Origin of the sequence: Corynebacterium sp. KPL1814 (genome assembly GCF_000478175.1) — a bacterium.
Classification (GTDB): Bacteria; Actinomycetota; Actinomycetes; order Mycobacteriales; family Mycobacteriaceae; genus Corynebacterium.
Map to the genome: position 1 here is coordinate 182,082 of NZ_KI515775.1, position 24,163 is coordinate 206,244.

Here is a 24,163-nt window from a genome sequence, read left to right on the forward strand (position 1 = left end):
GCTACTTAACCCTAGACTGCGGGCACCTCCCAGCGCCCAAACCATCTCTGTGCCTGTGGACGCATGGAATCGCTCAGGCGGCTAAAGGGTGGCACGGCGATGCCTTCGCGCTCGGCCAAGGCCACGAGGTAATCGCGGGTGCGCCAAACCTCGATGGGGCTTGCCTCGATATCGAGCACCTCCGCGAGGCCGCCGGGTTGGTAGCCGAGGGCGGACTCGATGGGGGCATCGGCAAGCGGCAGGTTATCGCGCAATGCATGCAACTCCCTGCTAGTAGCGGCGGTTTCTGCGGGGTTGAGAGACATTAATCGATCGTCTCCTTCAGGCGGTCCTCGCGCAGGGGAAGCAGGACCAGGAGGGCGACGATGACGAGCGGCACCATCAGCGCGATAACCGGGGTCAGGCCGTCATTATAGGAATTTAATACTGCCTGCTCGAGCGGCTCTGGCAGGGAAGACACCAAATCCGGCGTGAGGCTATTGGCATTGCCATCAGCGTTACTGAACTTTTCGGCATAGGCCGCGCCCTCAGGGCCGAGCTGCTGGATGGCCTGCGGCAGGCGGTTGGCCATCTCATCCTGCATGTTATTGATGAACATGGAACCGACCAGGGAAGCGCCCAGGGCAGAGCCGATCTGGCGGAAAAAGTTATTCGCCGCGGTAGCGGTGCCCACCTGGGAGAGCGGGAAGGAGTTCTGGACGATGAGGACCAGCACCTGCATGACCATGCCCAGGCCGATGCCGAAAGCGAGGAACTCGAATCCCAGTTGAGTGAGGGATGTGTCTACCGACAGGCGGGACATCCAGAAGAGTGCACCGGCGGTAATGGCGAGGCCGATGAGGGGGTAGATCTTGTAGCGGCCGGTGCGGGCGATGATGAAGCCGACACCGGTGGAGGTGCCGATAAGGCCAACCATCATCGGAATCATCATCAGGCCAGCTTTGGTGGGTGATAGGGTGTGGACCATTTGCAGGTAGGTGGGCATATAGCCCAGCACGCCGAACATGGCTAGGCCCAAAATGACGCCGGACAGGGTGGTCAGGGCCATGTTGCGGTTCTTGAAGAGGCGAACCGGGATAAGCGGTTCGGCAGCGCGCAATTCCACGATGGTGGTAATGATGGCGCCGACGAGGGTGATGGCGCCGAGGGTGAGGATCATGGAGGAATCCCAGTCGTACTCGGTGCCGCCCCAGGTGGTCATGAGGATAAGGGAAGCGGTGGTAATGGCGATGAAGGTGGCGCCAAGCCAGTCAAAGCGCTTCATATCGGCCTGGCCCACGCGCAGGTTGAGCACCAAGATGCAGACCACCATGGCCAGCAGACCGAGCGGGATGTTCATCCACATGCCCCAACGCCAGCCGGGGCCATCAGTAAACCAGCCGCCCAAGACGGGCCCGAGGACAGAGGACAGGCCGAAGACGCCGCCCATGATGCCCATGAACTTGCCGCGCTCGCGCGAGGAGGTGACCTCGGCGATGATGGACTGTGAGGAAATCATCATGAACCCAGCGCCAAAGCCTTGCACGGCGCGGGCGACGATGAGGACCGTCATGGAATCGGCAAAACCACCGACGGCGGATCCGACGACGAAGACGGCGATGCCGCCAATGTAGAGCCACTTGCGGCCCAGCATGTCACCCAGCTTGCCGGAAATCGGCATGGCAATGGTCATGGTGACAAGGAATGCGGAGATGACCCAGCTCATGTGGTCAACGCCGCCAAGCTCACCAACAATCGTTGGCAAAGCGGAAGAGAAAATCATCTGGCCCAGCGAGCTCATCAACATGGTGAGCACGAGCGCAGAGAAAATGAGCCCCAGGTTATCCGCCCGCGACTGGCCCTGCGCAGGAGCCTTTTCGGCTGTATCTACCATCGGATTCCTTTCATAAAATCATTAATCAACATCAGTGAATCATTCAGACGCGACCTCAGGGCGTCGCTGCAATCGCTATCGGGGGCGGCAATGGAAAGCCAGAGGGCCTCGCGGACCACACCGGCGATGACCATGGCCTCCGTTGCCGTGGACTGGCCCTCGAGAATGCGCAGTTCCGGTTCCCGGTCAAGGCGCTCTTCGATGAGCCCAATAAGCTCGATGGATTTTGCCCGCTTGCGGCTAATGGAGGCGGCGGCCGCCTCTGGGTCATTAGCAATGCGCTTGCGTCGCTCCCGAATGGTGGGATTAACGTGATGGCCCTCCATATGCTGTTCCACCAGGTTAAGGACTAGTTCCATGATGTTGGTGGTGGGTTCGTGGAGGAAATACTCACGCATTTCCTCGGTGAAGTCAGCACTTGGCGCCCCAAGCACGGCGGATTCCTTCGAATCGAAATAATTAAAAAACGTGCGCCGAGAAATACCGGCTAGTTCGCAGATCTCTTCAATAGTGACCTCGCCAAAGGAATGCTTGTCCACCAATTCGGTGGCGGCATCCTCAATGCGTAGCCGCGTTTCTAGGCGTTTCTGCTCGCGTAGTGATAGTTCTTCTTGCACAGAATGCAACTTTACACTCGGTGCAAACTTGCACCAAGTGCAAAATGGGTGATTTTGTAGATGTGTACGCCGAATTTATGGTGTAGTTCACAGCCTGCGCTTACCGATGCCCCCCTCCTCCCCTTACTTACCTGTGCTTCCTGTGCTCGGGAAGCGCCTTCAGTCATGTGAAACCCCCGCTCAGGAGTGATTTCCGAGCGGGGGTGTTAGCGCTAAAAGTGGCTTAGCTTAGATATTGTCGCGCTCGCGGTTGGTCATGCTCAATACGTTCAAGCGCTTGTCCAGCTCTTCCTCGGTGAGGTTCTCTCCGTCAACAAAGCCCAGGTCAATGACGGCCTGGCGGACGGTGATCTTCTCATTGAGAGCGTGCTTTGCGGCTTTAGCGGCGTTCTCGTAGCCGATGGCGGAGTTCAGTGGGGTCACGATGGAAGTGGAAGATTCCGCGAAGTGCTTCATGCGTTCCTCGTTGGCCTCGATGTGGTCGACGCACTTCTCAGCAAAGACGCGGGCGGAGTTAGCCAGCAGGCGAGCCGACTCGAGCACGTTGCGCGCCATCATCGGGATGAAGACGTTGAGCTCGAACTGGCCTTGCGCACCGCCAAAGGCAACGGCTGCGTCATTGCCCACAACCTGGCCGGCCACCATGGTGACCGCCTCAGGGATAACCGGGTTGACCTTGCCCGGCATGATGGAAGAACCAGGCTGCAGGTCCTTCAGGTGGATTTCTGCCAGGCCGGTCAGTGGGCCTGAGCCCAGCATGCGCAGGTCGTTGGCAATCTTGTTGAAGGATACGGCCACCGAGCGCATGGCGCCGGAGAACTCTACGAGGCCATCGCGATTAGCCTGTGCCTCGAAGTGGTTTTCTGCTTCCTTCAGGTTTTCCACGCCGGTGAGCTTCTTGAGCTCCTCAGTCACCTTGCCGCCGAACTCAGCGGAGGTATTCAGGCCGGTGCCGGTGGCGGTACCACCGATGGCGAGCTCGCCCAAGCGCGGGAGGGTAGCCTCGATGCGCTCGATGCCGAGCTCCACCTGGCGGGCGTAGCCGCTGAACTCCTGGCCCAAGGTGATTGGGGTGGCGTCCATGAGGTGGGTGCGCCCGGCCTTGACGACGTCCGCGAATTCCTTCGCCTTCTTAGTCAAGGACTCGTGCAGGACCTTTAGGCCCGGAATGAGGTCATTGACAGCCGCTTCCGTAGCCGCCACGTGGGTGGCGGTGGGGAAGGTGTCATTGGAGGACTGGCCCATGTTGACGTCATCGTTCGGGTGAACCTCTACGCCCTGCTTATGCACCAAGGAGGCGATGACCTCGTTGGTGTTCATATTGGAAGAGGTGCCGGAGCCGGTCTGGAATACATCGATGGGGAAGGCATCGTTGTGCTTGCCATCCGCGATTTCCTGTGCGGCGGCGATAATGGCGTCTGCCTTTTCTGTATCCAGGCTGCCGGAGTCCTTGTTGACCTGTGCGCATGCAGCCTTGAGCAGGCCAAGCGCACGAATCTGCGCATCTTCCAAGCCGCGGCCGGAAATAGGGAAATTGTTTACCGCGCGCTGGGTCTGTGCGCGCCACAGGGCATCAGCGGGAACTTTAACCTCGCCCATAGTGTCATGTTCGGTACGGTATTCGGTCATGAGAATCACCTCGGTTGATTGATTGTGTGCACCTACCCCCAGTATGGCGAAAAGCTAAAAATCAGTGGGTGAAAAGCCCGAGTCTGCCCCGCCATTTGGGGGTGAGGTTTAGTTCTTGGTGGGGTCCGAGTAGTCCACCACTGAGTATTCCTGCAGCTTAGCCAGCTTGTGGAAGGAATCGACGTAGCGAATGGTGCCGGACTTGGAACGCATGACCAGCGAACGGGTGGAGGCACCATTATTGCGGTAGGAAACACCGCGCAGCATGTCACCATTGGTCACGCCGGTAGCGGCGAAGTAGCAGTTCTTCGACGAAACCAAATCATTGGTGCCCAAGACCTTATCCAAGTCGTGTCCGGCAGCGCGGGCCTTTTCTGCTTCTTCTTCATCCTTCGGCCACAGCTTGCCCTGGATCTCGCCACCCATGCACCGCATGGCGCAGGCGGTGATGATGCCCTCAGGGGTACCTCCAATGCCCATCATTATGTCGATGGAGTTGGAATCCTGGCAGGCGGCGATGGCACCTGCCACATCGCCATCCATAATGAGGCGCACCTTGGCTCCTGCCTCGCGGATCTCCTGGATGAGCTTTTCGTGGCGCGGGCGGTCCAATACCACCACGGTGATATCGGCGGTGCGCAGGCCCTTTGCTTTGGCCACGGACTCGATATTCCATTGCACGGACTGGTTGATATCGATGGATCCGACGGCTTCTGGGCCCACGGCGATCTTTTCCATGTAGAAGACCGCAGATGGGTCATACATGGTGCCGCGCTCTGCGGCGGCGATTACGGAAATGGCATTGGGGCGGCCCTCGGCCATCAATCGCGTGCCATCTACCGGGTCCACAGCAATGTCCATCGCCGCGCCTTCGCCCGTGCCGACCTCTTCACCGTTGAAGAGCATCGGGGCCTCATCCTTTTCGCCCTCACCAATGACGACAACGCCCTGCATCGCCACGGAGTTAATCAGTTTGCGCATGGCATCGACTGCCGCGCCATCGCCCTCATTCTTCATGCCACGACCAACCCAGCGGCCAGAGGCCAAGGCGGCGGCTTCGGTCACGCGCACCAGCTCCATGGCCAAGTTACGGTCGGGCAAATAAGAAGTATTTTCGGACATGTGTAGTGGTTGCCTTCCATGTTTTCTCACCGTGGGGGTAATTCCCACGCGATTAGTGTTCTACTTGTCCTATTCTGGCACTTTTTGGCGTCAATAGGTCCGATTTGGGGCCCCTTTTGCGGGGTTTTTCCTTTCTCTAGGCAGCATTATCGGCGCGAATGTGCGCACGCGGGAGGCATGTGGCACTTTCACGGTGGCTCATGCGATACTAAGGCGCGTGGCTGCAGAACAAAGACCGAAGATTTTCGAAGGCGCTCGCGACATCATTTTGTCCCTTTCCGTAGTGGTGGTCATGATGTTGCTCGTGGTGGGCGCGACGGGGCTTTGCTCGGTGAATCCGGAAACAGAGCAAGGCCCAGTTCAAGAGGTAGACGAGGAGACCTTCCTGGATACGCAGGCTCGCGCCGGTATTGGTGCTATCCGAGATCCCCAGATGCCCGAAGGCTGGCAGGCCAATGCGGCCCGCCGTTCGCAGCTAGGCGGCGACACAGCCACCGTCGTCAGCTGGCTTACCGCGGATGGAAACTACGTGGAATCCACCCAAACCCAGGTTTCTGCAGAAGAGGCGGGCGAAAAATACGACGCTAACTATCGCGGGCTGAACTCAATGCGCGAGGTAGCCGGCCATCAGGTGCGCGTGCTGGCAAGTGACGACGATTCTGTGCGCCGCTTGTGGATCGCCGACTTGGGCGATGCCCGCCTCATCATCTCCGGTGCAGCCCCCGATGAAGAATTCGCTGCAGCCACCGAGGCCTTCATCAAGGCCGAACCTATAAGCGGAAAGTAACCTCGCTGAGCCCCTCGGCGTCCGCTTGCACTGTGATTCCTTCTGTATCACCGGTGGCTTCGTCCAAGGCAGCGGCATCCAGCCCGCTCAAACGCGTCTTTTCTAGGTAGACGTCCACGCGCTCGCGCTGGGAACGCTGCGGGTAGATGGAGACTTGGACCACTTTGGCATCGGCAAGCAGCAGCACGATGGACCGGGAAAAGTAACTCAATTCCTCCTCTGTGGCCGAAACCTGGGTGCTGGTATGTGCCGGCCCGAAAAATTCCTCTACCAGCGCGCGGGAATCGCCGCCCATGATGGAGCCTGCCGATGCCGATTTGGAGACGAAATCAATCCGCCTTCCCGGGTAACCATAAATCTGCATTACTCTTCACCCTCCTCAGCCTGCTGCTCGCTGTGTTCCGCCTTTTCAAGGGCATCCTCCACCCGCTTGGATGCGCCATCCAAGTGGGACTCGCACGTGCGAGCAAGCGCCTCGCCGCGCTCCCAATACTTCAGAGACTCGTCCAAGCCCATCTGGCCGAGCTCTAGAATCTTGACGGTTTCAATGAGCTCATCGCGCGCCTGTTCGTAGCTCAATTCCTCTACGGGAGTAAAGGCATCCTGGCCCGGCTGGCCGGAACCAATAGTTTCATCTGACATCAGCAATTCTCCTACTATTTCTGGCTAATCGGCGGCCTTGGAGGCCATGGACACGGCAGTGATGGAACCATCGCCCACGCGAATGCGCAATTGCGCGCCGGGCGGTGATTGTTCATAAGAGCTAACTACCTCCGGATCGCTGCCGTCTTTGGGCAATACCTGGACAATAGAATACCCACGGGCGAGCGTGGCTGAGGGCCCCAAAGCAGAAACCCGTGCGCGCAGGGATTCCACGTGCCGGGTCTCGCGGTCCAAGAGCACCCGCAGCTCGCGGCGCATGCTCGTGCGCATGCGCTCGATCTCCTCGCGCCGGGCGCGGATCGGCGTCATAGGGTCAGCCAATACCGGCCGGGAACGGATATTATCCAGTCCACGGCGCTCGCGTTCTACCCAGCCGCGCAACGCCGCCGCCATGCGGGAACGCGCCTCTGCAATAATCGCTCGTTCTTCTGCCACGGAAGGCACCACGCGCTTGGCGGCATCCGTGGGCGTGGCCGCGCGCAAATCTGCGACATTATCCAGCACCGGGCTGTCTGGCTCGTGGCCAATCGCGGAGACTACCGGGGTGCTGGCAGCCACGACGGCGCGTTGCAGGGCTTCTTCAGAAAAGGGCAATAGATCTTCCACGGAACCGCCGCCGCGGGCGATGATGATGACATCAATCTCCGCATCGGCGTCCAGCTCCTGCAGGGCCGAAATCACCTCGGGGACGGTATTGGTCCCCTGAACCGGAGTATTAATGACCCGGAATTGCACGGCCGGCCACCGGTCGCGGGCGACTGCCATGACATCGCGCTCGGCGGCAGAACCGCGGCCGGTAATTAGGCCAATCTTCTGCGGGAGGTAGGGAAGCGGGCGCTTGCGCGCGGGATCAAAGAGGCCCTCTGCGGCGAGCTGCGCGCGCAGTTTTTCGATGCGCGCCAATAGATCGCCGATGCCCACGTGCCGGATCTCCGTGGTCCACAAGGAAAAGGACCCGCGGCCGGCATAAAAGGCGGGCTTGCCGTGCACGATGACGCGATCGCCATCCTTCAGCGGCGTGGGCAGGTTGTGCAGCATTGAGGAAGAGCAGGTCAATTGCACCGACTTTTCCTGCTGCACATCGCGCAGGGTGAGATAAGACAGCTTCCAGGTGGGCTTGTAATTGATCTGCGTTAATTGGCCTTCCACCCACAGATATCCAAGGCGCTCGATCCACCCCTTCACCTGGTCATTGACCTGGCCCACAGGCCAGGGGGTCTCTGGAGTATTTGCCGGTTGGTTCACGCAGCCACCCTTTCCTTCTACAGCGCCCTACGGTGCCCTTTAGTCTAGGTGCTCCAGACAAGTACCGCCCCGCTTGGGTGGCCTAGATCGGCGCTTTTGCTGCTGGATAGGCCTTACTATTGTTTTGCTTTACCTTTCGATACTCTGGGAGGCATGACTGATGGTAAAAATGTTCTCCTCGCGGCACCGCGCGGTTACTGCGCTGGAGTGGACCGCGCCGTCGAGACCGTAGAAAAGGCGCTAGAAAAATACGGCGCACCCATTTATGTACGCAAGCAAATCGTCCACAACCGTTATGTCGTTGAAACTTTGGCCAAGCGCGGGGTCATCTTCGTTGAAGAGGCAGCCGAGGCCCCGGAGGGTGCTCACCTCGTCTTCTCCGCCCACGGCATCTCCCCGGCGGTGCGCAATCAGGCGCAAGAGCGCAAGCAATTGACCCTGGATGCCACGTGCCCCTTGGTTACCAAGGTGCACAAGGAAGCCCAGCGCTTCGAGCGCGATGGTTACCACATCCTCCTCGTGGGCCACGAAGGCCACGAAGAAGTAGAAGGCACCGCGGGCGAGGCCCCCGATGTCACGCACCTGGTCGATGGCGTTGACGGCGTGGACAAGCTGCCGGACTACCTCCAGGATGAAAAGCTCATCTGGCTGTCACAGACCACGCTTTCGGTGGATGAGACCGTCGTGATCGTCAATAAGCTGCGCGAGCGTTTCCCACACCTGGAAAACCCGCCGTCAGATGATATTTGCTACGCCACCCAAAACCGGCAAGAGTCCGTCAAGGCCATCGCGCCGAAGTGCGATCTGATGATCGTGGTGGGATCAAAGAACTCGTCCAACTCGGTGCGCCTCGTAGAGGTCGCGCTCGAAGCAGGCGCGCGCGACTCCCACTTGGTGGACTTCGCCGCAGAGATCGATGAATCGTGGTTAGACGGCGTAGAGACCGTTGGCGTGACCTGTGGCGCCTCCGTGCCGGAACTCTTGGTGCGCGAGGTGCTCGAGTACTTGGATGATCGCGGCTTTAATGACGTGGAGCAAGTAACCACCTCTACGGAATCCATTACCTTCGCGCTTCCGCGCGATCTGCGCCCCGCCCGTACCTAGCGCTGCAGCACTTAGAAGCAACGAAAAACCGTGAGCCTAGCGGCCTCTTAAAGAGTGCCGACGGCTCACGGTTTAGTTTATTCATAGAGGTTGTCGTCCCAACGCTGCTTTTTGGCAGTGTCTTTTGGTGAAGAAGAGGGACCTGGTTCGGGGGCCGGTGGTATCACGTCCCCCGCGCGCCGGTTCGGATCCGGCTGCAGGCGTTTTTCGCGTTCTGCCTGTTGCTCGCGGCGGCGCTCTTCCCGGTCGCGGCCGCGGATGCGGTCTTGCGGTTTCTGCGGCGGCCGCGCTTGTGCATGCGATCTACGGCGGGAGGAGCGTAGGGATGAGGCCTGCGGGTTTTCGGATCTATCGCGGGCCATAAGCTCCGCCACGGAAAGCCGTTCAGTGCGGTTCTGACGGTCTCGCTTCATGTCCGCGCGCCGCGAGGCCTTTTGTTGATTCACGGCGCGCTGGGCGGCCTTGCGGAAGCGCATCCAGCGCAGAATGCCGATTGCGGTCGCGCCGAGAACCGCGATAAGCAACCACAGGAAGTTCTGGACCAGCGGATACACGGAGGTCAGCAGCGACGTTTTAGAAAAACTGCTGCCTTCTGGAGCATTGGACTTGGTGATGAAGACTCCTGCCGTCACCACGGTTACCGCGTACAAAATGGGGATGGACGCGATGGACAGGAATAATCCCCGCTCCTCAACGATGAGCGCTATGAGCAGCGAGCTGATGATGAGGAAGGCAAAGTACATCCAGCCTATGGAGCCAGCCTGAATGGAAATCAATGCGCCGGTGAGCAAAAGTGCCGCCAATAGCCCAAGGCCCTTCAGCAGCGAGATGCTCGGCATGCTCAGGCTTTGCGCGGCGGTAGGCTTTCGTTGTTTGGCTAGTGACACGTCGCAAAATCCTACCGTCTGGCGCGGGCCAATGGCTATATCCACGCAGTAAAACTGCCTAGATTTTAGGAAGAATTTGTCCCGCGCGGCCACGTATCAATGGGGGAAGGCTCCCGCGGTGCCCTGTTCGTGTGGCCGGGAATCTCCATTTCGTGCAGTTTGCGGGCGGTCACGCCCACGCGTGAATCCAGCGAGGAGAGCGTGGAATTATAGGCTTCTACTGCCTTTTCGAGGTTCTGGCCCACCTTGCCGTAGTGCTCCGAGAGGGTATTGAGCCGCGAATAGAGCTCGCGTCCCAAGCGTTTGACTTCCTTTGCCTTGGCGGAAATATCTTCCTGGTGCCACCCCATAGCCACCGTGCGCAAGAGCGCGAAGAGTGAGCTCGGGGTGGCGATGACGACGTTGCGCTCAAACCCGAACTCGATGAGCTCAGGATCGACCGATAGAGCCGCATCGAGGAAGGGATCCGCGGGCACGAAGAGCACCACGAATTCCGGGGTCGGTTGGAAGGCCTCAATATAGTCTTTGTGGGACAACGCCTGGATGTGGCTGCGCAGCTGATGCGCGTGGCGGCGCAGGTAGCCTGCGTGTTCTTCTGGATCCTCGGTCTCCAGCGCATCGAGGTAAGAAGAAAACGGGACCTTGGCATCGACGATGATATGCCTGCCACCGGCCAAGTTGATGAGCATATCTGGGCGCACGATGCGGCCGTTTAAGGGCGCAGAGACTTGGGAATCAAAGTCCACGTGCCGTCTCATGCCGCCGAGTTCGACGACGCGCTCTAGCTGGATCTCGCCCCACCGCCCGCGCACATTGGGCGAGCGGAGGGCCGTCACGAGCTGATCCGTGCGCTCTGTTAGCCGAGACGAGGTGCGGGTCACGGCCTGCACTTGGCTGGAGAGGGAGGCCAGGTGGGCAGTGCGGTCTTCTTCCAATTCTTGGAGCTGGAATCCGAGCCTATCCATGGCCTTTTCTAACGGCTGTAGCTCGGCCTGGCGGCGTTGGGATTCTTGCAGCGCCCGGTGCTCCTCGCTCGGCGCGGAGCGGGAAGCGGAATGAGAGTGGGCCAGCCATCCCAGCACGGCGCCCAATAGGAGACCGATAAACAGCAGCAGCACGGGCAAAGTGGATGTCATGGAATCCACTATGACACGTGCTGCCGACACGGCACACTATTTATTCGAATCTCCGTTCAAAAGATTTTCAAAGGCATCCCGCGCCCGGCGCAGGTTGGAGCGCATGCTCGGCTCGTCATAGTCCTCTGGGGTGGAGTCGACGTCGACGGAGTCATCGAGCGTGGTGGAGTCGCCATCGGAAGCCGCATCGGCGCCGGCGATATCGGGGTTGGCGTGTTCTGGGACCTTGCGCCATTGCTCGCGCTTGTATTGCGCCTGCTCTTCGGTATAGCGGCCGATGAGATAGCCCGCGACGGTGGAGTAGTTGAGCTCGGAGGAGTGCTTTTCCCCGGACTGCAGCTTCATCATGTCCTGCACGTAGCGATAAGCCACTGCGACCATCGCAGCGGTCGGTACGGCCAGGAACCCACCGATGAGTCCAAAGAGCGCGGAGCCGACGATGACGGAGACCAAAACAATAACTGGGTGCAGGTTCATGGCCTTTGCCTGCAGCCACGGCGAAAGGACATTGCCTTCAAGCTGCTGGACCAAAATAACGAGGCCCAAGACCAACAGTGCTTGGGTAAAGCCCAAAGACACCAAGGCGATAACCACTGCGAGCGCGCCGGAGACGATGGCGCCGACGAACGGGATGAAGCCGGCGATGAAGGTGATGATCGCCAGGGCCATCGCCAAGGGCACGCCGATAAGCACGAGGCCGAGGCCGATAAAGATGGCATCGATAAGCGAGACCACCGCCTGTGCCCGAATGAATCCGCCCAGGGTATTCCAGGCGCGCGTGAGCAATTCCGTGAGGTGCCAGCCGGCGCGCCGCCCGGTGGCATCGCGCAGCCACGGCAGGAATTTGGTGCCGTCCTTGAGGAAGAAGAAGGTGAGCACCAAGACAATGAACACCGTGACGAAAAATGAGGTGGCATTGCCGATACCCGTAAATACAGACCCGGCGATAACGCCCGCACGCTCCTGCAACCAGCCTGCGGCCTCGTCGATATAGGTGCTCATATCGTCGCTATCGAGGTTCAGGGGTGGGCCCTGGGCCCAAACCTGGAGCTGCTGGATGCCGGAGACCGTTTGTAGGTAGAGCGACTGGGATTGCCGCATGAAGTCCGGTGCCACCGAGGCGATAAGCCCACCGACGGCGGCCGAGGAGAGCAGGATCGTCACAATCGCCGCCAGGCCTGCGGGCAGTCCTTTTGTTCGCATCCAACGCGCCATGGGGTGAAGCACGGTACAGATAATAAGAGCCAAGAGCACCGGCAGGATGCCCTGCCAGAAGCTACCCAAGACGTGACAGATCGCAAAAAGGAAAACGCCAATTATCAGCAGGCGCACGGCCCACAGGGAGGTCGATTTCACCATTTCGCCCGCAATGACGGAGCGATCGACCTGATTGCCCGGGGGGTGTGGCGATACGTCGTCCAATTGGCTGGTGTCGAAGTCACCGTCCATTTTATCGCCCGGGCTCGCCTGCGGCTTTTCGGGTGTTGGTTGCTTATCAGAACTCACCCCACCATCTTGCCTCATAACGCGGTAGGTGCGTTAGGATTAGCCCCGTGAGTCTTACACTAGGAATCGTCGGCTTGCCCAATGTGGGCAAGTCCACTTTGTTTAATGCCCTGACCCGTTCCGAAATCTTGGCGGCTAATTACCCTTTCGCCACCATCGAGCCCAACGTCGGCTTGGTGGAGCTGCCGGATCCCCGTTTGGACACCCTCGCTAAGATGTTCAACTCCGAGCGCATCTTGCCGGCGACCGTGTCCTTCGTGGATATTGCCGGCATCGTCGCAGGTGCCTCGCAGGGCGAGGGCATGGGAAACGCCTTCCTAGCCAATATTCGTGAGGCCGACGCTATCTGCCAGGTGGTCCGCGCCTTTTCTGATGACAACGTCATCCACGTCGATGGTCAGGTAGATCCCGGCAATGACATTTCCGTTATTAATACAGAGCTCATTCTGGCGGATCTGCAGACCATCGAGAAGGCCCTGCCGCGCCTAGAAAAGGATGCCCGGAAGAATAAGGACTTGGCTCCTGTGGTGGAGGCCACCAAGAAGGCGCAGGAAATCCTGGAGGATGACCGCACCCTCTTCGCCGCCGCCAAGACCGGCGAGATTGATCTTTCCCTCGTGCGCGAGCTGCACTTGATGACGGCTAAGCCCTTCCTCTATGTCTTTAACTCGGACGAGGCTGTGCTTACCGATGCCGCCAAGAAGGACGAACTGCGCCAGCTCGTCGCCCCAGCAGATTGCGTCTTCCTCGATGCACAAACCGAGTCCGAGCTCTTGGAGCTGGATGAGGACGAGGCAAGCGAGCTGCTCGAGGCAGTAGGCCAAGAAGAGCCGGGCTTGGCTACTTTGGCTAAGGCCGGTTTCTCCACCTTGGGCCTGCAGACCTACCTCACCGCTGGTGAAAAGGAAGCCCGCGCGTGGACCATTAAGCAAGGCGCTGCCGCGCCCCAGGCTGCCGGCGTTATTCACACCGACTTTGAAAAGAAGTTCATCAAGGCCGAAATCGTCTCCTTCGATGATCTTGTTGCCGCCGGCTCCATGGCCGAGGCGCGCGCCAACGGCAAGGTCCGCCAAGAAGGCAAGGACTACATCATGCACGATGGCGACGTGTGTGACTTTAAGATCGGCGGCTAAATCCTAGCTTGTTGCAGGTCGCGGTAGGGAACGTGGCGAGCGCGGGAATTTAGAGTTACCCTATCTGCGTACCCAACAACAATAAGGAGGTCATAATAATGGCTGAGCTAGATAACAAGACGATCGCAATCATTGCTACGAATGACTTTGAAGACTCTGAGCTGACCTCTCCGCTAGAGGCCGTACAAAAGGCAGGCGCTACCGTAAAGGTTTTGGCGCCTAAGGCCGGCACCATTACGGGCAAGAACGGTACCGAGATCAACGTTGATGCAACGACCCAGGACTCCGAGGGTGAGACCTTCGACGGCATCATCTTGCCTGGCGGCACCAATAACGCAGACCTCATCCGCTTGGACGAGGCAGCCGTTAGCATCGTGCGCAAGCACATGGGCGAGGGCCGCCCCTTGGGCGCTATCTGCCACGGCGGCTGGATTCTAGCCGATGCAGACGCTCTCAAGGGTCGTACCTTGACGTCCTTCCCGTCCCTGCAGACCGATCTCCGCAATGCAGGTGCTACCTGGGTTGACGAAGAGGTCCACTGCGACCAGGGCTTGGTCTCCTCCCGTACCCCGGATGACCTGCCTGCATTCAACGCTAAGTTGGTCGAAGAGTTCGCAGAGGGTCAGCACTAAATTAGGCTAAAGCCTTAATTACTCCCTACGAGCCAGAGCGCGAGAAACCCTCTGGCTCGTAGGGAGATTTTTCGTCTATATGGGCTCCTTGCGTTCCCTAGGGCGGATCATGGATTTGGTTGAATGTTTAAGGATTCTCGCCGTCTGCTAACCTATGAACCCAGAAGGGGAGTAGTTCCTACGGCGCCCGCGTGCGCCGCGATGACTGGTCGACACACTGGCTTCAAAGCCCGGCCACTCAGCATCGATGCTTTTGATGCGAACGAGACCTTCGGACTGATTTTGGTTGCCGAAGGGAGAGTAGTAGGCCTTGTCTTCTTTAAGTTCTGAGCAGCGCATTTTAGAGCGCTTTATGATGCTGTCCATCGCCGCGGCGGTGGCGACGATTATCTTGAAATCCCTAGCGGCCTGGCTAACGGGCTCGGTAGGTTTCTTCTCGGACGCCCTTGAGTCCCTCGTGAACCTCGCAGCCGCCATCGCGGGCTATTGCGCCTTGCGCATTTCCGCCAAGCCTGCCGATCACAATCACCACTTTGGACACGGCAAGGCCGAGTATGTGTCTGCGTTGGTAGAAGGCGCGATGATCTTCCTCGCCGCTGGTGCCATCATCTACACCGCGGTTCAGCGCCTCATTACTCCCCAGCCCGTTGAAGAAGGCGGCTGGGGCTTAGCGCTGTCGCTCTTGTCCTCGCTGCTCAATTTGGGCGTCGGGTTGGCCTTGATTAAGGCGGGCAAGCGCTATCGTTCCGCGACGCTGAATGCTGATGGCCACCACCTGCTTACGGATGTGTGGACCTCCGTCGGCGTCCTCGCCGGCATGGCTGCGGTGTATCTTACGGGCTGGCTGTGGCTCGATGCTCTCGTCGCCCTAGCCGTTGGCATCAATATCTTGTGGACGGGATTTAAGATTTTGCGCGAATCCGTCAGCAGCCTGCTTTCTGAGGCCCTTCCGGAAGAAGAGCAGGATCAGATTTGGGATCTCTTAGCTGAACTGGAAAAAGAAAAGTCCGTGACCTTCACGGACCGGCGCACGGTAGCCTCCGGCAGGCAAAGAATGGTCTACCTGACCATGGAGGTGCCGGCGAACTGGAGCGTTTTATACTCGCACGAGATTGCCGATGACGTCGAAGTCGCCCTTGACCAGCTTTTCCCCGGATGCAGTGTGTTTATTCACGTGGAGCCGGCCGGCGTCGCGCATCGCCGCCCACTTCCATTCCGGCAATAAATAAAGGCCCAAGGCGTACTGCCCGGGGCCTTTATTCGCGATTTATTAAGCCTTGACGCTTACTTCCTCGTCGGAGTCTTCCTCCATGATGTGCTTAACGCCGTTTTCGGCTTCATCCCACACCTCTTGGTTTTGGATGCCTGCGCGCTTGGCGACGACCGTCGCGCACAATGCCTGACCCGTGACGTTCAGTGCCGTACGGCCCATGTCAATGATGGGCTCAACGGCCAGCAGCAAACCAACGCCAGCCAACGGCAGTCCCAGCGTGGACAGGGTCAGCGTGAGCATAACCGTCGCGCCAGTGGTACCCGCGGTAGCCGCGGAACCAATAACGGAGACGAAGATGATGAGTAGGTACTGCGTGAAGTCCAGGTCTACGCCGTAGAATTGCGCGACGAAGATCGCAGCAACAGCGGGGTAGACGGAGGCGCAGCCATCCATCTTCGTGGTAGCGCCGAGTGGCACTGCAAAGGACGCGTACTCGGTGGGAACGCCCAAGGCGCGTTCGCTAAAGCGTTGCGTTGCGGGCATAACACCCATGGAAGAACGGGTGACAAAGCCCAAGGAGGTTACAGGCCAGATGCGCTTGTAGAAGCCCTTGACCGGAATATTGTTGAACTTCAGCACTGCAGGGTAGACCACGGCGAAGACGATGGCTAGACCCACATACATTGCCAAGACGAACTTGCCCAGCGAGCCAAGTGCGTCCCAACCGTAGGTAGCAACGGCCTTACCGATAAGCGCTGCGGTACCAATCGGTGCCAGGCGGATAATCCACCACAGGACTTTCTGGATGACCTTGAGGAAGGACTCCGTAAAGTGCAAGAACGGATCGGCTGCCTTACCGGTCTGTACGGCGGCAATACCAATGGCCAAGGAAATAACCAGCAGCTGAAGCGCACCGAAATTGAGGGTAACTTCGCCATCGCTAGCAGAGGCCGTAAGTCCAATGAAGTTTTGAGGGAGCAGCTGCTCGAAGAAGGCAGTCCACGAACCGACGCTCGATGGATCCTCCGCGGTGGATGCATCGACGCTCGCGCCAGCACCGGGCTTCATGACCAATGCCACGACGATGCCCACGATGACGGAGAAGAACGCTGTAATGGCGAACCACATCAACGTAGAAACGGCCAAGGATGCGGCATTGGCAACCTTGCGCAGGTTAGCCACAGAGGTGACCACCGCGGCGAAGATGAGCGGCGGAACCATGACCTTCAATAGCTGGACATAGGCGCCACCGACACCGCTGAGCAGGCTGGTCAGCCACCCTGGATTATCAGGATCGGTATCCATGCCAGATGCGATCAGTCCCAGGATAAGGCCGATGATAAGGCCCGCAATGACTTGCGCGCCAAACCCCGTTGCCCAGCTAGGAAGTTTGGAGCGAGAGGAAACTTTTTGTGTCATAGAACGTCCTTTAGAAATAAAATGAACAGGTCTGACTATTTGTTGAGTACGGTGCTGTTCAACTTTGACCAGTCTTACTTTATTCCACGCGTCAAACCATGAAGAAAAAGGGACCCGTTTGCAGCAGGAGATTTGTTATGACCGCTTTGTAGACAAAGCAGTTCAGTATCTACTCATGCTTTCGCTCACACCGCGCTCTATAACCCGCGCGCTTCAATCCTCATCCTGCAACCCCGCCCTTCGCGCTCACCGCGAGAATCATCTCGGTTGGCTCGCCTATCTCCCGTGAGCGCGAAGGGGAAGGGTATGGGGAAATGCATCTTAACTTTCGATTTAGTGTGCTGCTCGTCCGCTCGAATTCGTCCTCTTTACCTTCGCGCTCACCGCGAGCCCAGGGCCCTGGTAAAAAGCCGCCTCCGGTGAGCGGCAAGGGCGGGTACTATGCGCAAACTAAAAGGACAGCTCTGAATCGAAGCAGCGGAGCACCGTCATCTGCCATACTGAAATGATGAAGATTCTGGTAACTGCATTTGATGCCTTTGGTGGCGAAGAAATTAACCCTACGGAACGCGCGCTCGATAAGCTGCCGGATGAAATCGGCGGCGCGCAGATTATCAAGCACCCTGTGCCCACGGTGTTCGGTGAAGCACTGAAGCAGGCAATTGCTGTGGCCGAGAAAGAAGGGGTAGACGCGGTGGTCTGCCTGGGGCAAGCCGCCGGGCGCAGCCATATCACTCCGGAGCGAGTAGGCATCAACTTAGCGGATGCTTCCATACCGGATAATGCGGGCAACCAGCCAATCGATGAACCAGTGGTTGAAGGCGGCCCGGCCGCATACTTTTCCACCCTGCCGGTTAAGGCAATGGTCGCAGCGATTCAGGAGGCTGAGATTCCGGCACGGGTCTCGACCACCGCGGGAACGTTTGTGTGCAACCACCTGCTCTATGGCCTGTTGCACCATTTGAAAGATACGCAGGTAAAAGCAGGCTTTATCCACGTACCGTTTATTAAGGAGCAGAATAAAGAAAACAGCCCGATGCTGGAGCTTACGGACGTCGTACAGGGTGTGGAATGCGCGATCAGCGCAGTTGCGAAAAACGCTTAGGGTCACCTTGCTAGAGAATTTTTCCGCCCAAATATAGATTTAAAGACATGTCTCGCTTAAGTCCTCTCAACTGGCCGGTGGTGCGCCAGCTGCGTAGCGGCGATCCCTTTGGCCGGGATATCAATACGCAATCAACCAAGAGCAAGGAAAAGCACGGGCGCACGGTCGAAGCTGACCGCGTGGTGCAATCCGTGTGCCCATATTGCGCGGTTGGTTGCGCCCAGCGCGTGTACGTCAAAGATGACCGGGTCATCCAGATTGAGGGCGATCCGGATTCACCGATTTCGCGCGGGCGTTTGTGCCCGAAGGGCTCAGCGTCGGAGCAGTTGGTCAACTCCGCAACGCGATTGACCAAGATTAAGTACCGCGCACCGCACTCCACCGAGTGGCAGGAGCTGGATGAAGACACCGCGATGGACATGATCGCGGATCGTTTCTTGGAAGCGCGCCGGAAGGGCTGGCAAGACACCGATGATTCGGGGCGGACGCTCAACCGCACGATGGGTATCGCCGGCCTTGGTGGCGCGACCTTGGATAACGAGGAAAACTACCTCATCAAGAAGCTTTTTACCGCTGCCGGTGCGGTGCAGCTCGAAAACCAGGCGCGCATATGACACTCCGCCACAGTTCCTAGTTTAGGAACTTCGTTTGGCCGCGGCGGCGCAACCCAACCGCTGCAGGATATGGCGAATGCTGATTGCATCGTCATCGAGGGTTCGAATATGGCCGAGTGTCACCCGGTGGGATTCCAGTGGGTCGTAGAAGCCAAAAAGCGTGGCGCCCGGATTATTCACGTGGATCCGCGGTATACGCGTACCTCTGCGTTCTCCAATCGCCACATTGGCATTCGCGGCGGTACCGACGTGGTGCTGCTGGGCGCGGTCATTAACTACATGCTCCAGAATGAGCTGTACTTCCGCGATTATGTCGTCGCATATACCAATGCGCCGATGATCATCTCGGAGGATTACCAGGACACCGAGGAACTGGACGGACTGTTTTCTGGCTATGACCCAGAAACCGGCACGTACGTGACCGATTCGTGGCAGTACGTGCAAAAGCCGGAAGGTTCTTCCTGGAATGTGGAGCGCGATGACACTCTGGAGCACCCGAATTCGGTCTTCCAGATTCTCAAGCGCCACTATGCGCGCTATACCCCTGAGCTGGTAGAAGAAACCTGCGGCATCGCGCAGGAAGACTTCTACTACCTGGCGGATTCCATTGCGCAGAATTCCGATCCGGAACACACCACGTGTTTCGCTTATGCCTTGGGCTTTACCCAGCACACCTTGGGCGCTCAGTTCATCCGTACCGCTGCCATTTTGCAGCTCTTGATGGGCAATGTGGGCCGCCCAGGCTCGGGAATCATGGCCTTGCGCGGGCACGCCTCCATTCAGGGATCCACGGATATTCCGACGCTCTTCCACTCCCTGCCCGGCTACCTGCCCATGCCGAGCGTGGAAAAGCAGACGTGGCCGGAATTTGTGGATGAGATCCGGGATGAGTCCCAAAAGGGCTTCTGGCAGATCGGCGAAAATTACGCCGTGTCCTTGATGAAGTCTTATTGGGGAGACGCGGCGACCAAGGAAAATAACTGGGGCTATGACCTCATGCCGCGCATTTCCGGCGCGCATTCTACTTACGAAACCCTGCAGGCCATGCTTAATGGTCAGGTGGAAGGCTATTTCGTCTTTGGTCAGAACCCGGCGGTGGCGCAGTCCAATGGTGGCATGCAGCGCCGCGGTCTGGCATCGCTGAAGTGGCTAGTGGTGCGCGATTTCCAAGAAATCGAAACCGCATCGTTTTGGAAGGATGCGCCGGAGATTAAAAACGGCGAGCTGAAGACCGAAGACATCGAAACCGAGGTCTTCCTAATGCCCGCGGCCACCCACGTGGAAAAGGCCGGTACCTTTACCCAGACCCAACGCATGCTGCAGTGGCGCTTCCAAGCGGCGCCGCCGCCAGGCGATGCCAAGAGCGAGCTGTGGTTCTTCTACCAGCTGGGCAAGAAGCTGAAGGAACGCCTGCGCGATTCCACTGATCCGCGCGATCTCCCGCTTCAGAAGGTGACGTGGGATTACGTGGAAAATGAGGAAGGCGAGCCGAACTCGGAGGACGTCCTCAAAGAGATCAACGGCTACTACCTGGATGGTCCCAAGAAGGGCGAGCTTTTGCCCACCTTCGTGGAGATGAAGAATGACGGCACGACCTCCGGCGGCTGCTGGATCTACACCGGCGTGTACAAGGACGGCGTTAACCAGTCCGCGCGCAAGGTCCCGGGTTCGGAGCAGAACGAGGTCGCGCCCGAGTGGGGCTGGGTATGGCCTGCTAACCGCCGCATTTTGTACAACCGTGCATCGGCCAAGCCGGATGGCACCCCGTGGTCCGAGCGCAAGAAGTACGTGTGGTGGGACGAGGCCCAGGGCAAGTGGGTAGGCGATGACGTCCCTGACTTCCCGGTGACGAAGTCGCCCGAGTACAAGGCTCCCGCCGATGCCGTCGGTCCGGACGCCCTTGATGGCACGGACGCCTTCATCATGCAGGCGGACGGTCGCGGGTGGCTCTTTGCGCCTTCCGGGCTTTCCGATGGCCCTTTGCCCACCCACTACGAGCCGCAGGAGTCTCCGGTGACCAACGTGCTGTATAAGCAGCAGCAATCACCGACGCGCTTGACCATTAAGCGCCCGGATAACCTGCAGCGTCCAGAACCGGGCATGCCTGGCGCAGAGGTTTTCCCGTTCGTATTTTCTACCTATCGCCTCACGGAGATGTACACCTCGGGTGCGATGTCGCGCCGCCTGCCTTATTTGGCGGAGCTGCAGCCGGGCCTATTCTGCGAGGTGGATAAGGACTTGGCCGCAAAGCGCGGCTTGGAAAATGGCGAGTGGGCGACGATTATCTCGCCGCGCGGTGTGATTGAGGCGCAGGTCTTGGTCACCGATCGCATGCAGATGCTGAAGATTAATGGGGAAGAATTCCACCAGATTGGCCTGCCCTTCCACTACGGCGAGTCCGAGACCACCGCTGTGGCCGGTGACGGTGCCAACGATCTCTTGGGTCTTACGCTCGAGCCGAATGTGTTCATTCAGAACTCAAAGATCGGCGCCTGCGATATCCAGCCGGGCCGCCGTCCGAGGGGAGAAGGCCGCTTGAAGCTGCTCAAGCAATACCAGGAGCGGGCGCAGTTGAGCGTTGATTCCGGCAATGATTTGTTGTCGGTTCCTGACTCGTTTACCTATAATCCCGAGCCCGAAAAGCGTGGTCAGTCTGGGGCAGATAGTAGTGATGATGAGACGGCAAGCGAAGGCGAAGAAGGTAAGTAAATGACTAATCTACTGACCGAGGACGTGGGCCGGCACGGCTATGATTCCTACCGCCGCATGGCCTTTTTCACCGATACGTCCGTGTGCATCGGCTGCAAGGCCTGCGAGGTGGCGTGTAAGGAATGGAACCGCAACCCGGTAGAGGGATATGACGTCACCGGTAATTCCTATGACAATACCGGCGCCCTGGGCGCCAATACGTGGCGGCACGTAGCCTTTGTGGAACAAAACAATGACCGTATCGAAAAGGCTCGTGAAGAGGGAAAACAGCTTATTTCCCTAGGCATGCCCACCATCGGTGGAAAGCCTGACGAGGTCGATACCACGCCGCCGGATACGGATACGTTCCGGTGGTTGATGTCCTCGGACGTCTGCAAGCATTGCACGCATGCGGGATGTTTGGATGTGTGCCCAACGGGTGCGCTCTTTCGCACCGAGTTTGGCACCGTGATGGTCCAAGATGATGTGTGCAATGGCTGCGGAACCTGCGTGGCGGGGTGCCCCTTCGGCGTCATCGAACGCCGCGATGACGGCGGGGTGTCGTTGAAATATGATAAGACCGCCACGGTGGATTATCAGGATAATTCGCACGCCGGCATCAACGTGCTCAAAAAGCTCAAGCAGCGCAAGCCCCAAGGCACGGATCACACGCCGGGCGAGGCAATGCCGATTAAGAATGTGGGCGTCGCCCAAAAGTGCACTATGTGCTATGACCGCCTGAAACAGGGTGAGCAGCCGGCGTGTTCCAAGACGTGTCCGACTGATTCCATCCAGTTCGGTACCTATGAGGACATGCTGGCCGCGGCGAAGGATCGCGTGCGCGTCCTGCACGAACAGGGCATAACGGAGGCGCGGCTCTATGGCGCCAATGATAACGATGGCGTGGGCGGAACCGGCTCTATCTTCTTATTGCTAGATTCGCCAGAGGTCTATGGCCTGCCGCCGGATCCGCGCGTGCCCACTGCGGATTTGCCGAGCATGTATAAGACCGCGGCCAAGGCCATCGGTGGGATGGCACTCGCCGTGGCGGGTTCCTTTTTGATTGGAGGGCGCAAATGAGCGGTTTTGATGAGTACCGGCCACCGCAGCCGGAGCGGCCGAATCGCTACCGCAATTTCGATGGGCCGAAGCGCAAGAAGAAGCGCAAGCGCCCGGGCGCGGGTGCGCAGGATGGCTCCAAAGAGGAGCGGATGGCAGAAGACTTTGAGTTTTCTTCCTACTACGGCAGGCCCGTGGTTAAGGCCCCACCGTGGGAGTGGCCCATCGGTGGGTATTTCTTCTTGGGCGGCATTGCCGGCGGATCGGGGCTTTTGGCCACCGGTGCACAGGCCGCAGGCAATGCGCCATTGCGCCGGACCACGCGGGTAGCGGCCTTTGGCGCGGCGGCCGCAGGATCGGTCTTTTTGATTTTGGACCTGGGCCGGCCGGAGCGCGCATTGAATATGTTCCGCGTCTTCAAGGTGACCTCGCCGATGTCGCTCGGATCGTGGCTGCTTGCGGGCTTTTCCACAGCGGCAGCCATTCCGGCCGCGGTAGAGGTGGATAATGCGACCAAGCGGAAGCTGCCGCTGCCGAAGTGGTTGCGCGCGAGCCTGGGCAAGGCTGCGACTCCGGCCGGGGCGGTCACTGGTGTGCTCGGTGGCCCGTTGGCCGGATATACGGCGGTATTGCTGTCTAATACGTCCAACCCGGTATGGAATGACATGAAGCGGCACCTGCCCTATGTCTTTGTGTCCTCGGCTTCGGCAGCAGCCTCTGGCCTGGCCATGGTGACAACCCCGGTAAAGCACGCCGGTCCCGCCCGCGCCTTGGGCATGGCGGCTGCGGCCAGCGATATCGCGACGACGAAGGTATTAGAAAACAATATGGAGCCGGAGCCGCGGGAGGAATTGCACCACGGAACGCCAGGTAAGCTTATGCGCGCCTCGGAATACCTGATAGCCGCTGGCGGCGTGGGCAGCGCGGTGGCGGCGGCAACGAAGTCCCGCGCCGTGTCTGTGGCTTCGGGCCTGGCCTTGCTTGCCGGTTCTGCGTGCACGCGCTTTGGCGTGCTCAACGCTGGCTTGGAGGCGGTCAAGAACCCGGCCACCACGATGGGGCCGCAAAAACGCCGCGCGGAGCGGCGCCGGCGCGAGCAGGGGCTTGCCACCGACGTGCTCAGCGCAGGTTAGTGCTGGGCAGTCAGGTTTAGTCGAGGTTGGCGAAGGAATCGGCAAGCTCTTCGCCGATCTCCTGCATGCGCGATTGCTCCGCCTCTAAGGACTCGGAATCGCGGTGGAGATAATAGTTCACCGCCGCGTCATGGACCGTGGTCACGCAGGTGGTCGAAATGGCATCCTCGACCTCCCAGGCGGAGCAATAGAAATGCCGGTCCGCTGCGGTGAAATCGAACGGCTTGTACTCATTTCCCGCGCGGCCTTGGGCAGCATTTTGCTTATCGATGTCCTCATTGACCAGCTCCAAGTAGCGCTCTGCCGCCGCATCTGGGTCATCGGGGCACACGGCCTCATTATCGGACTCGTATTTCGTGCCCAGTACGCTGACCTTCTCCGGCGAATCGCCGCCATAGAGCACGGAGAAGGAGTCATCCTCATCGCTGGTGGAATCGGGATCCTGGTTAGCGCCGATGAGGGTGTCTGGCAGGGACGTGCGCAGTTCCGATAATTCGATGGGCGAGCAGCTGCGGTTGGTGCTCCCGTCAGCGCAGGCGACAAGGCCCGCGCCGAGGGCGAGGGTGGCAAGGGGCAGGCTAAAAATGCGGTGGTTCAT

General features: G+C 59.0%; 22 protein-coding genes. 9 read left to right on the top strand and 13 right to left on the bottom strand.

Going from position 1 to position 24,163, the window contains the following annotated elements:
• Positions 1-11: 11 nt before the first annotated feature.
• The 5 genes from HMPREF1257_RS04780 to glpX form a co-directional block, all read right to left on the bottom strand.
• Positions 12-305 carry a DUF2316 family protein gene (locus HMPREF1257_RS04780; RefSeq protein ID WP_023026176.1) on the bottom strand — a complete coding sequence of 98 codons (294 nt, stop codon included), beginning with the start codon at positions 303-305 and terminating at the stop codon, positions 12-14.
• Entirely contained in the window at positions 305-1,873 is a 1,569-nt protein-coding gene (locus tag HMPREF1257_RS04785; protein WP_023026178.1) for an MDR family MFS transporter, read from the bottom strand. The genes HMPREF1257_RS04780 and HMPREF1257_RS04785 overlap by 1 nt, the downstream gene beginning before the upstream one ends.
• On the bottom strand, positions 1,867-2,490 hold the full coding sequence (locus tag HMPREF1257_RS04790) for a TetR/AcrR family transcriptional regulator (protein ID WP_023026180.1): 624 nt from the start codon (positions 2,488-2,490) through the stop codon (positions 1,867-1,869). Before HMPREF1257_RS04790 ends, HMPREF1257_RS04785 begins: the two co-directional genes overlap by 7 nt.
• A 228-nt stretch (positions 2,491-2,718) precedes the next feature.
• Positions 2,719-4,119, bottom strand: coding sequence for a class II fumarate hydratase (locus HMPREF1257_RS04795; protein WP_023026182.1), 1,401 nt, complete (start codon positions 4,117-4,119; stop codon positions 2,719-2,721).
• A 108-nt stretch (positions 4,120-4,227) separates the two neighbouring features.
• Positions 4,228-5,241 (bottom strand): class II fructose-bisphosphatase, encoded by a 1,014-nt coding sequence (gene glpX, locus HMPREF1257_RS04800; protein WP_023026184.1) that lies wholly within the window; start codon positions 5,239-5,241, stop codon positions 4,228-4,230.
• A gap of 217 nt (positions 5,242-5,458) precedes the next feature.
• Between glpX and HMPREF1257_RS04805 the strand changes: the two genes are divergently transcribed.
• Positions 5,459-6,028 (top strand): DUF4245 domain-containing protein, encoded by a 570-nt coding sequence (locus HMPREF1257_RS04805; protein ID WP_023026186.1) that lies wholly within the window; start codon positions 5,459-5,461, stop codon positions 6,026-6,028.
• On the opposite strand, the gene HMPREF1257_RS04810 is transcribed toward HMPREF1257_RS04805, so the two are convergent.
• Genes HMPREF1257_RS04810 through xseA form a run of 3 tightly spaced genes read right to left on the bottom strand, consistent with a single transcriptional unit; the run spans position 6,012 to position 7,936 of the window.
• Positions 6,012-6,392 carry a hypothetical protein gene (locus HMPREF1257_RS04810; protein ID WP_023026188.1) on the bottom strand — a complete coding sequence of 127 codons (381 nt, stop codon included), beginning with the start codon at positions 6,390-6,392 and terminating at the stop codon, positions 6,012-6,014. The two genes, HMPREF1257_RS04805 and HMPREF1257_RS04810, sit on opposite strands and share 17 nt — an antisense overlap.
• Positions 6,392-6,670, bottom strand: coding sequence for an exodeoxyribonuclease VII small subunit (locus HMPREF1257_RS04815; RefSeq protein WP_023026190.1), 279 nt, complete (start codon positions 6,668-6,670; stop codon positions 6,392-6,394). Before HMPREF1257_RS04815 ends, HMPREF1257_RS04810 begins: the two co-directional genes overlap by 1 nt.
• 24 nt (positions 6,671-6,694) lie before the next feature.
• Positions 6,695-7,936 (bottom strand): exodeoxyribonuclease VII large subunit, encoded by a 1,242-nt coding sequence (xseA, locus tag HMPREF1257_RS04820; RefSeq protein WP_034659286.1) that lies wholly within the window; start codon positions 7,934-7,936, stop codon positions 6,695-6,697.
• Between the two features lie 153 nt (positions 7,937-8,089).
• Between xseA and HMPREF1257_RS04825 the strand changes: the two genes are divergently transcribed.
• Positions 8,090-9,040 carry a 4-hydroxy-3-methylbut-2-enyl diphosphate reductase gene (locus HMPREF1257_RS04825; protein WP_023026194.1) on the top strand — a complete coding sequence of 317 codons (951 nt, stop codon included), beginning with the start codon at positions 8,090-8,092 and terminating at the stop codon, positions 9,038-9,040.
• 77 nt (positions 9,041-9,117) lie between these two features.
• Here HMPREF1257_RS04825 and HMPREF1257_RS04830 read toward each other — a convergent pair whose 3' ends face one another.
• The 3 genes from HMPREF1257_RS04830 to HMPREF1257_RS04840 all read right to left on the bottom strand — a co-directional run bounded on the left by HMPREF1257_RS04830 (position 9,118) and on the right by HMPREF1257_RS04840 (position 12,587).
• The gene (locus HMPREF1257_RS04830) at positions 9,118-9,927 is read right to left on the bottom strand and encodes a DUF6542 domain-containing protein (RefSeq protein ID WP_023026196.1); all 810 of its coding nucleotides are present in this window, start codon (positions 9,925-9,927) and stop codon (positions 9,118-9,120) included.
• A gap of 65 nt (positions 9,928-9,992) precedes the next feature.
• Positions 9,993-11,063, bottom strand: a complete 1,071-nt coding sequence (locus HMPREF1257_RS04835) for a DNA recombination protein RmuC (protein WP_023026198.1) — start codon at positions 11,061-11,063, stop codon at positions 9,993-9,995.
• 36 nt (positions 11,064-11,099) lie between these two features.
• The gene (locus HMPREF1257_RS04840) at positions 11,100-12,587 is read right to left on the bottom strand and encodes an AI-2E family transporter (RefSeq protein ID WP_084529616.1); all 1,488 of its coding nucleotides are present in this window, start codon (positions 12,585-12,587) and stop codon (positions 11,100-11,102) included.
• A gap of 29 nt (positions 12,588-12,616) precedes the next feature.
• Here HMPREF1257_RS04840 and ychF point away from each other — a divergent pair, with 29 nt between their 5' ends.
• From ychF to HMPREF1257_RS04855, 3 genes are all read left to right on the top strand, one after another.
• Positions 12,617-13,702, top strand: a complete 1,086-nt coding sequence (gene ychF, locus HMPREF1257_RS04845; protein WP_005282143.1) for a redox-regulated ATPase YchF — start codon at positions 12,617-12,619, stop codon at positions 13,700-13,702.
• 98 nt (positions 13,703-13,800) lie between these two features.
• Positions 13,801-14,334 (top strand): type 1 glutamine amidotransferase domain-containing protein, encoded by a 534-nt coding sequence (locus HMPREF1257_RS04850; protein WP_023026203.1) that lies wholly within the window; start codon positions 13,801-13,803, stop codon positions 14,332-14,334.
• Between the two features lie 352 nt (positions 14,335-14,686).
• Complete coding sequence (locus tag HMPREF1257_RS04855; RefSeq protein ID WP_023026205.1) at positions 14,687-15,559, top strand: cation diffusion facilitator family transporter; 873 nt, start codon at positions 14,687-14,689, stop codon at positions 15,557-15,559.
• Positions 15,560-15,604: 45 nt separating this feature from the next.
• On the opposite strand, the gene HMPREF1257_RS04860 is transcribed toward HMPREF1257_RS04855, so the two are convergent.
• Positions 15,605-16,966 (bottom strand): dicarboxylate/amino acid:cation symporter, encoded by a 1,362-nt coding sequence (locus tag HMPREF1257_RS04860; RefSeq protein ID WP_023026207.1) that lies wholly within the window; start codon positions 16,964-16,966, stop codon positions 15,605-15,607.
• Between the two features lie 505 nt (positions 16,967-17,471).
• On the opposite strand from HMPREF1257_RS04860, the gene pcp reads away from it, so the two are divergent.
• The 4 genes from pcp to nrfD are packed head-to-tail and all read left to right on the top strand — an operon-like array spanning position 17,472 to position 23,565.
• Complete coding sequence (pcp, locus tag HMPREF1257_RS04865) at positions 17,472-18,071, top strand: pyroglutamyl-peptidase I (RefSeq protein WP_023026209.1); 600 nt, start codon at positions 17,472-17,474, stop codon at positions 18,069-18,071.
• A 47-nt stretch (positions 18,072-18,118) separates the two neighbouring features.
• Positions 18,119-21,394: a formate dehydrogenase-N subunit alpha gene (gene fdnG / locus HMPREF1257_RS04875; RefSeq protein WP_232208520.1), complete on the top strand. Its 3,276-nt coding sequence runs from the start codon at positions 18,119-18,121 to the stop codon at positions 21,392-21,394.
• Positions 21,395-22,453: a 4Fe-4S dicluster domain-containing protein gene (locus tag HMPREF1257_RS04880; protein WP_023026214.1), complete on the top strand. Its 1,059-nt coding sequence runs from the start codon at positions 21,395-21,397 to the stop codon at positions 22,451-22,453. It abuts the gene before it with no gap.
• Entirely contained in the window at positions 22,450-23,565 is a 1,116-nt protein-coding gene (nrfD, locus tag HMPREF1257_RS04885; RefSeq protein WP_023026216.1) for an NrfD/PsrC family molybdoenzyme membrane anchor subunit, read from the top strand. The genes HMPREF1257_RS04880 and nrfD overlap by 4 nt, the downstream gene beginning before the upstream one ends.
• Before the next feature lie 16 nt (positions 23,566-23,581).
• On the opposite strand, the gene HMPREF1257_RS04890 is transcribed toward nrfD, so the two are convergent.
• Positions 23,582-24,163 carry a hypothetical protein gene (locus HMPREF1257_RS04890; RefSeq protein WP_023026218.1) on the bottom strand — a complete coding sequence of 194 codons (582 nt, stop codon included), beginning with the start codon at positions 24,161-24,163 and terminating at the stop codon, positions 23,582-23,584.